This window comes from Desulforudis sp. DRI-14, from assembly GCF_052618305.1.
In genome coordinates this window covers 1-10639 of the sequence record NZ_JBQXEZ010000039.1, presented here as the reverse complement: position 1 = coordinate 10639, position 10639 = coordinate 1, and the positions used below count along the sequence as shown (strand labels likewise).

The window sequence follows — 10639 nt, the reverse complement described above, 5'->3', positions numbered from 1 at the left end:
ACGGCCTCATAGAACGGTCGAAGCGGAGCACTGAGCGGCGGGGATAACCCAGACCCGCTGTAACCGTTATCGTTGGTTACCAGGGTCGAGAAATTGTGGTTTAGGATACAAACTACCCTGGATGTAAACGATGTGCTGCTGCTCCTTATCAGTTCAGTTAGACGTTGGAAGTTGGTCGTAAGAAAAGGGGGTGGCATTGAGCGCTACCCCCTTTCAGCATCTCACTACTCAATCCCTAGGATTCAGCCTTTGCGGCTCTTTCCACCTGCCGAAAAATCTCGTCCGGCGTCTTGCCCTCGGCATTGATCACCGGAACGTCAACCGAGCGGTCGTGCATCCCCATGAAGTTGTCGGTCGACCCCGAAACCACCAGCGCCACCGACTGGCCGGCCTGCTCGGGACCCACCACGGTAAAACCGCGCCTGCTGAAGTAGTCGTGCAGGTCGTCCATTCCTTCGGCAATCGCCACTTTTCGCTGCAAAGAAGAACACCTCCACCCCTTAGTATGAGGGGAGAGGGCCGACCTTTATGCGGAACTGTTGAAAAACAGCGCCGCAGGCACTTTCATGCACGCCGGCGCCTGGCGAGGAGCGCGATGACCTCTTCGTCGGTCGTCTGGTCGAACCGCCGGTAAAACTGGCCCACCGCGTAAAAGGGCTCGGGGGTGAGCAGGCAGATCATCTCGTCGACTTCCCCGGACAGCATCTCCGCCGTATCGGGCGGCGCCACCGGGACGGCCAGGACGACCCTCGCCGGGCGCGCGTTTTTCACCGAACGCAAAGCAGCCAGGGTCGTGTAACCCGTGGCCACTCCGTCGTCGACAAGGATGACCGTTTTTCCCTCGAGGGGCAGGGGATCTTTCCCCGAACGGTAGAGCTGCGTGCGGCGGGCGATTTCGGCCAGTTGGACCTTGACGGCATCATCCAGCGATTCCCTGGCAAGCCCCAAGAGCCTCAGCGCCCGCTCGTCAAAAATGGTTGTTCCGTCCTCGGTGACCGCTCCCACGGCCACCTCGGGGTTGAACGGCGCCCCGATCTTGCGCGGGACGATGACGTCCATGGGGATATCGAGGGCCTTGGCCACTTCGGCCCCGACAACCACGCCGCCCCTCGGAATGGCCACGACAACCCCGTCCTTGACGGGACCGATCTCCTTCAATTCCGCGGCCAGCAGCCGGCCGGCCTCGACACGGTCTTGGAACAACGGATGCCCCCCTTAAACCGGAAGTCGGAGGTCAGAAGTCGGAAGTCGGACTCGCAGGAAATCCTCCCGGATTTCCCGCTGAAAAAAGAGGTCAGAGGCCGGAAATCTCGAGGGAATTCGCAAGGCGAATTCCTTTCTTATGTTCCCACTTCTGCCTTCGCGCTACTCACGTCTTCTGCTCAAATTCCTGTCGTCCATAACGACCTGGCGGATGGCCTCCCGCTCCTCCTCGCTGAGGTTATAGGAGGAACCCCCTTCAACCACGGCTTTGGCGTAAGTGCAGACCTGGTCCCGGCCGAAAATGCTGCTGAGCACGACGCCGTCCCCCAGGCCGTCCAGGAGGCCGACCGCGTAGCTCAGGTTGCTGCCCATGTCCTCAAAGGCGTTAAACCGGACAATGCTGGGCGTGCGTACACAGCGCCTGACCTGGGCCTCCAGCTCGCGCTGCCGCGCCGTGACCTCCGCCAGGCGTCCTTGGGCCTGTTCGACGAGCCGGGAAAACTCGGCCAAAACGTCCCCCAGCCCCGGGCCGGCGCTCCGAACCAGGGTCTGGTAACGTTTGAACTGGGTGCTCAAACGGCGGTAAAGAAAGAACTGCGCTATGCTGACCAGAACAAACAAAAGGGCCAATCCGGCCAGCAGTTCAACGGCATATGCCTGGATGAAATCGCTGAAGTTGATGATAACCGCCGCCCCCTCCGCAAATTTTGCAGTTAAAATTCGCTGTAAATCTTGGAACCCCTGCCAAAAGCCCGGTACTCAACTCGAAGAACCATTTACATTTAAAGTAACCGTCAGTCTTCGAGACGTAAAAGTTAGATCTACCTAACAACTCGATTCCCTTAGGTTGAGTGCCGGACGCAAGCGTTAAGCGTTAAGTGCTTACAGCCATTATAGTTGACAAGCCTTGCCGGGCGGACATACACTGCGAATTAAGAATTTACGTTATGGTTAATATGCTAAACACCCTCCGTCAAATAATAAGACAGCTTTCGGGAGCCGTGGTGGCATTTTCCGGCGGGGTGGACTCCCTTGTCCTGGCCCGCATCGCCGCCATGGAGCTGGGACCGCGCTGCCTGGCCGTTACGGCGACCGGGCCGATTTACAGCCCGCGGGACACGGCCGACGCGCGGCGCGCAGCCGGGGAATGGGGTCTTCGACACGTCGAGGTCGCGCTCGGCCAGCTCGATAATCCCGCATTTACGGTCAACAGCCGGGACCGCTGCTACGTCTGCAAGAAAAAGCTGTACGCAGCCCTGCGGGAACTCGCCGGGGAATACGGCCTGCCCTGTATCGCCGACGGCACCAACGCCGGCGATACGCGGGAATTCCGGCCTGGACTCGCCGCCGCTGCCGAATTCGGCGTGAAGAGCCCCCTCCGCGAAACCGGCATGTCCAAAGACGACGTGCGTCAACTGGCCCGGCGTCTCGGGATACCCGGCTGGGACAAGCCATCCGAAAGCTGCTACAGCACGCGCATACCGTATGGAGAAACGATCACCGGGGAAAAGATCGATCAGATAGCGCGGGCCGAAGAAGTCCTGCGGGGCCTGGGCTTCGTTATGGTCAGGGTCCGCCACCACGGGGACGTCGCCCGCATCGAGGCGCCCCTGCCCGCCCTGCCGCGACTGACGGAGGAACCGGTCAGGTCCCTCGTTGTAGACGCCCTGCGCGAGTTGGGGTTCAAGTTTGTGACCCTGGACTGCGCGGGCTACAGGAGCGGATGCTTTGATTAGTAGTCGGGAGTCGGGAGTCGGTGGCCGGGTAGACGGTGGTTGCCGTAGTCCTATAGTTTGCGGTGTAAAAAGGGGTTTTTGGTGTGGACGTTGAGTCGTTGAAGGCGCTTTTGGCCGGCGTCGCCGAAGGGCGAATAGACGTCGCCGAGGCCGTGCGGGCGCTGCGTGACCTGCCGTACGAAAACCTCGGGTACGCGCGCCTGGACCACCACCGCGCCCTGCGGACGGGTTTCCCGGAGGTTATCTTCTGCCAGGGGAAGACCCCGTCCCAGGTCGCCCAGATTTTTGCCCGGCTGGCCGCCAAATCGCCTGTGGTGCTGGCCACCCGCGCCGGTGAACAGGTGTTTGCCTGTGTTAAGCGTGCGGTTGCCGGGGCCAAGTATCACCCCGCGGCGCGCTGCATCACTTTGCAAAAGGAGCCGGCGGAGACTCCGGCGGGCCCGCCCGTCGCCGTCCTCAGCGCCGGGACAGCCGACCAGCCGGTGGCCGAAGAATCCCGGATCGCCCTTTCACTGATGGGCCATCCCGTACGGGCCCTGTACGACGTCGGCGTATCGGGCATCCACCGCCTGTTCGACCACTTGGAGACAATCAACGAGTGTGCGGTCGTCATTGTCGTGGCCGGCATGGAGGGAGCCCTGCCCAGCGTCGTGGCCGGCCTCACCCCGCGTCCCGTCATCGCCGTGCCCACGAGCGTCGGGTACGGGAGCAGCTTCAACGGCCTGGCCGCGCTGCTGGCCATGCTCAACAGCTGCGCCCCGGGAATAGGGGTAGTCAACATCGATAACGGGTACGGGGCCGCCGCGCTGGCCGACGCCATCGTCAGGACCGGGAGGGAGCGGGAATGAAGGTGCTGTTCTGGGATTGCAGCAGCGGCATCGCGGGGGATATGGCCCTCGCCTCGCTGATCGACGCCGGCGCCGACGCCGGCAGGATCGAGGCGGCCCTTGGAACATTGGGAATCGACCCTTTCCAGTTCCGCGTAGCCCCGGTGAAAAGCTACGGGATCAAAGCCACTAAGGTCCGCGTTGACGCCCCGGACAAGCAGCCCCATCGCCGTTTGACCGATATTCTTCGCATCATCAGCGAGGCGTCCCTTGCACCGCAGGTTAAGACAAGCGCGCAAAAGGTCTTTGCACGGCTCGCCGAAGCCGAAGCGAGGGTGCACGGCATTTCGCCCTCGGAGGTCCACTTCCACGAGGTCGGCGCCGTCGACGCCATCGTGGAGGTCGTCGGGACCTGCCTGGCCCTGGATTTCCTTGGCGTGGAGCAAATCGCCGTTTCGCCCTTTCCTCTGGGCCACGGTTTTGTGCGCTGCCGGCACGGCCTCCTGCCTGTGCCCGCGCCGGCGACCCTCGAGCTGTTGCGGGGGTTTCCCGTTCGCCCGGCCAACGTCGAAGGCGAAACGGTCACACCCACGGGCGCAGCCCTGGCCACGGCCCTGGCCGCAGCAACGGGACCCATCCCACCCATGACCGTCGACGCCGTCGGATACGGTGCGGGAACGGCTGATTTCGGGTTTCCCAACATCCTCCGGGCCATTCTCGGATGGACCGCAACCCCGGAGCCGGAGGCAACCGAACCCGTCGCCGTCCTGGAAACCAACCTTGACGACGTCAACCCGGAAATCCTTCCCGAGGTTATCAGGAAGCTCCTCGACGAAGGGGCGCGCGACGCCTTCATCACGCCCGTGATCATGAAAAAAGGACGCCCGGGGACCAAGCTGACCGTGCTGGCCCACGAGCACGACCGGCAGCGCCTGGCCGGGCTGCTTATCGCCGAAACGGGCACCCTGGGCGTCAGGATGAGGCACGAAGAAAGAATCGTCGTTCCCCGGCAGACCTTTGAAATCCGCACCCGTTACGGCCCGGTACGGGTCAAGCTCTCCCGCATGGGCCGGGAAGTCGTAAGAATCAAGCCCGAATACGAGGACTGCCGGACCCGCGCCGCCGAGGCCGGAGTCACGACGCGGGCGGTCTACGACGAAGCCGTCACGGTCGCCTACAACGAGCTCGCCCAACTCCTAAAAGACTGTTAAAAAACTTGGCTTAACGACCGGGAAGCAGGATTCTTCTTTGTTCCAAGGCTTTGGCAATCACCGATTGCACAGCCGGCTTACATCAAGTTCCTGCAGGGTTTTCGGTAACGCACTTCTTGCCGGTATTCGCCCCGGTGTGTTCTTGAATATCGTTGATATCCTGGCAGCATTTTCGGACGGCAACGTGCTCGATAATCTCCGCTTCCGTGACGTGTTTGCAGTAACAGACGGGTACGGCAGGATCGCTTTCCTTAAACCACACTCTGACTTTCACGTCGCCCTTATGAAAGACCCGGCGTCCAAAATAGGCCACGTCACAGTCTGTAGAAAGACAAAGTGCGTAGCCATCCAATTCCACGGGAAGGCGGTCATCTCTAAGCAAATTACCCACCGTTTCAGGCCTTACCCTTTTTCCGCGTTGCCCACAAACGGGACAGCAAGGCGCATCGGCGGCCAAAGGGTCAACCCCGCAGACCTCAGTTGCTATGGCCATGGCTTCGATTTCCGCTCCTGCGCTTGTTGGACTTTCGATCCCGGCCTTAGTATAGCCCAATGCCGGCCTTGACTTATCTTTGATAACGCCGGTTTTGCCAGCCGCACTCGGCTATCGGCGCTTAGATTAACGAAGTTGACCCTCATCTGAATGCCGAATGCATTTACAGTCGGTATGCTTCCTTCATCGCCCGATACTTCTCGTACGCCGGGGGATCAATGTCCCTGATAGGCAGGCTGTCCAAAACCGGCAGCAGCGCCTTCAAGGCTTGCCCCCGCACCATCCACTGGCAGTAATCCCGCCCCCGTGCCGGTAAGGGCCGTACAGCCTCGAACCAGGCACAAGACGCGTAAGCCACTCGAACAGGGCCACGTGCCTCGTGTGCATGCGCACCGTGATGTGCGGCTGGCGACCGTCTCCGCCGAAGTGCCCCTCACCGATGAGAACCCCGAGCAAAAGGCCTTTTTCAAAGTCGTTCATGTTGTTTCACCGTAATGTGCCACGTGAAACATTATTCCTTAAGCCCTAGAGCCGCAAGGACTCTGCGCAATTCTTCCTCGGATTTGTATTTGATCTCGACCCGGCCCTCGGTGCGCGTGCCTCTTATTTTGACGCCCGTACCGAGGTTGCGGGAGAGTCCTCTGGCCCACTCCCTGAGCAGGCGGTCGATGGCTCTCCGGGCGGCCGCGTCCTGCTGGCGCAGCGCATTCCACCTCTTGACTTCCGCCTCGACCTCGCGTACCGACAGGCCTTTTTCGGCCGCCTTGAGCGCCAGTCTTTCCATCAGTCCTTCGTCTTCAAGCGCGGCCAGCGCCCTGGCATGCCCGGCCGTGATCGCCCCGGCCCCCAGCAGTGCGAGCACCTTCTCGGGGAGGCTGAGCAGGCGGAGGCTGTTAGTGATCGCCGTGCGGCTTTTGCCCACCTGCCGGGCGACCTCCTCCTGGGTCAGGCCGAACTCCTCGATCAGCCGCCGGTAGGCCTGCGCCTCTTCCAAGGAGCTCAGGTCCTGGCGCTGGACGTTCTCGATCAGCAAGGCGGCGGTGGACTCGAAATCCCCCAGGTCGCGGATAATCGCGGGGATCATGGTCCTGCCGAGCCGCCGGTAAGCCCGGTAGCGCCTCTCCCCGGCGACCAGCTCGTAACCCGAACCCGAGGCGCTGCGCCGGACGATGACCGGCTGGATCAGTCCATGTTGCTCGATCGAGGCGGCCAGCTCGCTGATCGCCTCTTCGTCGAAGTTCTTGCGGGCCTGGCGAGGATTGGGCTGGATTTCTGCAAGCGGGAGCTCGACGAGATCGGTCTTTTCCTTTCCTCCCGACGGGATGAGCGCGTCAAGGCCCCTCCCGAGGCCTCTTTTCTTAGACACCTTCCATCACTTCCTTGGCGAGTTCCATGTACATGTCCGCGCCGCGGCTTTTCGGATCGTAAACGACGACGGGGACCCCGTGGCTGGGTGCTTCGCTCAGGCGCACGTTCCGCGGGATGATTGTCTTGTAGACCTTCTTCTTAAAATAGCGCTTGACCTCTTCGACCACCTGGATGGCAAGGTTGGTACGCCCGTCGAACATGGTTAAAAGGGCCCCCTCAACGGTTAAACTGGGGTTGAGCCCTTTCTGCACCAGTTGAATAGCGTTTATGAGGTGGCTCAGCCCTTCAAGCGCATAATACTCGCACTGGACGGGGATAAGCACCGAGTCGGCGACACAGAGGGCGTTAACGGTCAACAAGCCCAGCGAGGGCGGGCAGTCGATGAAGACGTAGTCAAACCCGCCTTTTACCGGTCCGAGGGCTTTTTTCAAAACCAGCTCGCGGTCCGGCAGGCTGACCATTTCCACTTCCGCCGCGGCGAGGGTGAGGTCGGCCGGGGCAACGATCAGGCCGGCAACCGAGGGGCAATCCCTCAGTACGTCGGTAAGGGCGGCCTCGCCGACCAGCACGTGGTAGACCGTCTTTCCGGAACCGTCCGTCTTGACACCCAGACCGCTGGTCGCATTGCCCTGCGGGTCCATATCCACGACCAGCACCCGTTTGCCGAGCAAAGCCAAGGCGGCACCCAGGTTGACCGCCGTCGTCGTCTTGGCGACGCCGCCCTTTTGGTTTGTAACCGCAATTACTTTACCCACGCTTAACCCCTCTCGCCCAAGCTAACATAGTGAGTTTTAACGTTATGCCTTATTCCACATTTGCCAACAAAATCCTGCGTGTTAGTGGGAACACAGGGTTGGAATTCGCTTGGTGAATTCCTTCATTGATACTCACCTCTGACCTCTCGCCTCACACTTCTCAAAGTCAGGCGAAGCTTTTCAACGGCCTCATAGAACGGTCGAAGCGGCGCACGGAGCGTCGGGGATAACCCAGACCCGCTGTAACCGTTATCGTTGGTTACCAGGGTCGAGAAATTGTGGTTTAGGATACAAACTGCTCTGGATGTAAACGATGTGCTGCTACCTAACATATAGCACTTACAGCGGAGAAACGGCCCCTACAGGGGCCGTTTCTCCGGCATTCCCGGGCGCCTGGGAAAGCACTCCGGGGTCGCTTTTATTTTTCTGATTACCGCCAGGCTGCGGGCCCCTCCTCCGAAGGGGAGGGAGAGTTCGTGCACGGCCTCGACGCTCCCGCCCAGCACGTCCAGCGCCTGTTGTGCGCCGGCCAGCTCGGCCTTCACGCCGGGCCCCTTGTAAGCGACGAAACAGCCCCCCACGGCGGCGAAGGGGAGGCAGTACTCCGCGAGAACCCGGACCTCGGCGACCCCCCTGGCCAGGACCCAATCGTACCGCTCACGGTGCCGGGGCTGCCGGCCCAGTTCCTCCGCGCGGCCCCAGACAGCCGCGGCCTGGTCCAGTTCCAGGACGGCAAGCGCTTCTTCCAGAAAAGCGACCTTTTTACGGCTGGAATCCAGCAGGGTCAGGACGATGGACGGAACGGCGATCTTCAGCGCGACCCCGGGGAAACCCGCCCCCGTACCGACGTCGATGACCCGCGCGCCGGGCTCGGGACGGGCGAAAAGCAGCAGGCTCAGCGAATCCAGGAAATGCTTGACCGCCGACTCGGTCTCCTCCGTGATCGATGTGAGGTTGAACTCGCGATTCTTCTCCATCACCAGGCGATGGTAGCGAACGAAGTGTTCCAGCCGCCGATCGTCGTAAGCGATGTTCCATTCCTTCAGCCCGTTGACAAGCGTATCGCAAAACCCGTTGCTCATGCCGGAACATCCTTCTTCGGCCTGTACTGCTCGAGCGCCGCCAGCAGCACGCCGATATCGGCCGGGGAGACGCCCGAAATGCGGCTGGCCTGGCCTACCGTCTCGGGCCGGATGCGGGCCAGTTTCTGCCGCGCCTCGGTGGACAAACCGGTGACGGCCTCCCAGTCCAGGTCGGCGGGGATGGGCTTTTTCATCAGCCTGGCCATCCTCTCGACCTGGGCGGCCTGCTTGTTGATGTAGCCCTCGTACTTGAGCCGGTTCTCTACCTCGGTCCGGACGTCCTCGGACAGCGGGGCGGCCGGCGGAACCAGCCCGGCAATCACCTGGTAATCGATCTCCGGCCGCTTGAGGAGCTCGACCGCCCGGGTCGGCTGGCTCAACGGCGCGGAGTTCCTGCCGCGAAGGACGGCCTGCACCTCCTCGGTCACCGGAACGCTCGTCCTGCTCAGGCGCTCGATTTCCTCTTCCACGGATTTTCTCTTGCTCTCGAAAAGCCTGTACCGCTCACCGTCGACCAGGCCGAGGCGGTAAGCCCTTTCGGTCAGGCGCATGTCGGCGTTGTCGTGCCTGAGCAGCAGGCGGTACTCGGCCCGCGAGGTAAACATCCGGTACGGCTCGGGGGTCCCCTTGGTGATCAGGTCGTCGACCAACACCCCGATGTACCCCTCGCTGCGGTCGACGACGAAGGGGTCTTGCTGCCGGACCGCCAGGGCAGCGTTGATCCCGGCGACAATGCCCTGGGCGGCGGCCTCCTCGTAACCCGAGGTCCCGTTGATCTGCCCGGCAAGGTAGAGTCCCGGCACTCCCTTGACTTCCAGCGTCGCCCTGAGCTGCGTGGGCACCACGTAATCGTACTCGATGGCGTACCCCGGACGGACGATTTCCGCCTTTTCCAGCCCGGGGAGGCTCCGCAGCATCTCGATCTGCACGTCCTCCGGAAGGCTGGTGGACATACCCTGGACGTACATCTCGGCGGAGTTGAGGCCTTCGGGTTCGATAAAGACCTGGTGCCGCTCGCGGTCGGCGAAACGCACCACCTTGTCCTCGATAGACGGGCAGTACCTGGGGCCGACGCCCTGAATGATCCCGCTGTACAGCGGCGACCTGTGCAGGTTCTCCCGGATGACCTCGTGGGTGCGGGCCGTGGTGTAAGTCAGCCAGCAGGGGACCTGGGTCCTTCTCTGCACGGGAGAGAAAAACGAAAAGTTCCGCAGGGCCTCGTCGCCCGGCTGCACCTGAAGCCTGTCAAAATTAATCGACCTGCGGGCCACGCGTGGAGGCGTACCGGTCTTGAACCGTCCCATCTCCAGCCCCAGCGCGCGGATGCTCTCGGCGAGGCCGACGGACGACCGCTGACCGTGCGGGGCGCCTTCGTAGCTCACGTCCCCGATGATGATGCGGCCCTTCAGGTATGTCCCGGTCGTAATGATCACCGCCGGCGCCAGGAATCTGACCCGGTAAGGGTGACGACGCCGCAGACGCGGCCCTGTTCGGTAATGACCCTCTCCACCATGGCCTGCTTGAGGTCGAGGTTAGGCTCCCTCTCGAGCACGTCCCGCATGCTCATCTGGTAGAGCACCTTGTCGACCTGGGCGCGAAGGGCCCTGACGGCCGGTCCTTTTCCAGTATTTAACATACGCATCTGGATGGCGGCCCGGTCGGTGTTCCGGCCGATCTCCCCGCCCAGGGCGTCGACCTCGCGCACCAGGTGCCCCTTGGCAGGGCCACCCACCGCAGGGTTACAGGGCATGGAGGCGACGTAGTCGATATTCATGGTGAGCACAAGGGTACGGCAGCCCAGCCGCGCCGCGGCCAGGGCCGCCTCGCAGCCGGCGTGGCCGGCGCCGACCACGATCACGTCGTATTTTCCCGCCGTGTACTCCATACACTCACCTACTTTCAAAATAGTCCTTGCTATTCGGGTCTGGGTTTATCCCCGCAAGCGACTTTGCTGAAAGCTTCGG

General features: G+C 62.0%; 11 protein-coding genes and 2 pseudogenes. 3 read left to right on the top strand and 10 right to left on the bottom strand.

The window, feature by feature from the left end; translation table 11 throughout:
- Positions 1 to 235: 235 nt before the first annotated feature.
- The 3 genes from ACUM6F_RS12485 to ACUM6F_RS12475 all read right to left on the bottom strand — a co-directional run bounded on the left by ACUM6F_RS12485 (position 236) and on the right by ACUM6F_RS12475 (position 1833).
- Positions 236 to 481 carry a YkuS family protein gene (locus tag ACUM6F_RS12485; protein ID WP_425620591.1) on the bottom strand — a complete coding sequence of 82 codons (246 nt, stop codon included), beginning with the start codon at positions 479 to 481 and terminating at the stop codon, positions 236 to 238.
- 83 nt (positions 482 to 564) lie between these two features.
- Positions 565 to 1203, bottom strand: coding sequence for a phosphoribosyltransferase (locus ACUM6F_RS12480; RefSeq protein ID WP_445349447.1), 639 nt, complete (start codon positions 1201 to 1203; stop codon positions 565 to 567).
- A gap of 162 nt (positions 1204 to 1365) precedes the next feature.
- Positions 1366 to 1833, bottom strand: coding sequence for a DUF4446 family protein (locus ACUM6F_RS12475; RefSeq protein WP_426377596.1), 468 nt, complete (start codon positions 1831 to 1833; stop codon positions 1366 to 1368).
- A gap of 317 nt (positions 1834 to 2150) precedes the next feature.
- Between ACUM6F_RS12475 and larE the strand changes: the two genes are divergently transcribed.
- The 3 genes from larE (at position 2151) to larC (ending at position 4977) form a co-directional block, all read left to right on the top strand.
- Complete coding sequence (gene larE, locus ACUM6F_RS12470) at positions 2151 to 2939, top strand: ATP-dependent sacrificial sulfur transferase LarE (protein ID WP_445349446.1); 789 nt, start codon at positions 2151 to 2153, stop codon at positions 2937 to 2939.
- A gap of 83 nt (positions 2940 to 3022) precedes the next feature.
- Positions 3023 to 3787 (top strand): nickel pincer cofactor biosynthesis protein LarB, encoded by a 765-nt coding sequence (larB, locus tag ACUM6F_RS12465; protein WP_425620595.1) that lies wholly within the window; start codon positions 3023 to 3025, stop codon positions 3785 to 3787.
- Positions 3784 to 4977 carry a nickel pincer cofactor biosynthesis protein LarC gene (gene larC, locus ACUM6F_RS12460; protein WP_425620596.1) on the top strand — a complete coding sequence of 398 codons (1194 nt, stop codon included), beginning with the start codon at positions 3784 to 3786 and terminating at the stop codon, positions 4975 to 4977. Before larB ends, larC begins: the two co-directional genes overlap by 4 nt.
- An 82-nt stretch (positions 4978 to 5059) precedes the next feature.
- Here larC and ACUM6F_RS12685 read toward each other — a convergent pair whose 3' ends face one another.
- From ACUM6F_RS12685 to mnmG, 7 genes and pseudogenes are all read right to left on the bottom strand, one after another.
- A complete protein-coding gene (locus tag ACUM6F_RS12685) occupies positions 5060 to 5251 on the bottom strand; it encodes a bacterioferritin-associated ferredoxin (RefSeq protein ID WP_479684191.1) in 192 nt (63 codons plus the stop codon).
- A gap of 6 nt (positions 5252 to 5257) precedes the next feature.
- Positions 5258 to 5470: pseudogene (locus ACUM6F_RS12680) on the bottom strand (hypothetical protein); the annotation flags it as partial.
- A gap of 261 nt (positions 5471 to 5731) precedes the next feature.
- A complete protein-coding gene (locus ACUM6F_RS12450; protein ID WP_445349444.1) occupies positions 5732 to 5950 on the bottom strand; it encodes a hypothetical protein in 219 nt (72 codons plus the stop codon).
- 31 nt (positions 5951 to 5981) lie between these two features.
- On the bottom strand, positions 5982 to 6836 hold the full coding sequence (locus ACUM6F_RS12445; protein WP_425620599.1) for a ParB/RepB/Spo0J family partition protein: 855 nt from the start codon (positions 6834 to 6836) through the stop codon (positions 5982 to 5984).
- Positions 6829 to 7593 (bottom strand): ParA family protein, encoded by a 765-nt coding sequence (locus tag ACUM6F_RS12440; RefSeq protein WP_445349443.1) that lies wholly within the window; start codon positions 7591 to 7593, stop codon positions 6829 to 6831. The genes ACUM6F_RS12445 and ACUM6F_RS12440 overlap by 8 nt, the downstream gene beginning before the upstream one ends.
- Before the next feature lie 359 nt (positions 7594 to 7952).
- Positions 7953 to 8675: a 16S rRNA (guanine(527)-N(7))-methyltransferase RsmG gene (gene rsmG, locus ACUM6F_RS12435; protein WP_445349442.1), complete on the bottom strand. Its 723-nt coding sequence runs from the start codon at positions 8673 to 8675 to the stop codon at positions 7953 to 7955.
- Positions 8672 to 10560: pseudogene (gene mnmG / locus ACUM6F_RS12430) on the bottom strand (tRNA uridine-5-carboxymethylaminomethyl(34) synthesis enzyme MnmG). The gene rsmG and the pseudogene mnmG overlap by 4 nt, the downstream one beginning before the upstream one ends.
- Between the last annotated feature and the right edge of the window lie 79 nt (positions 10561 to 10639).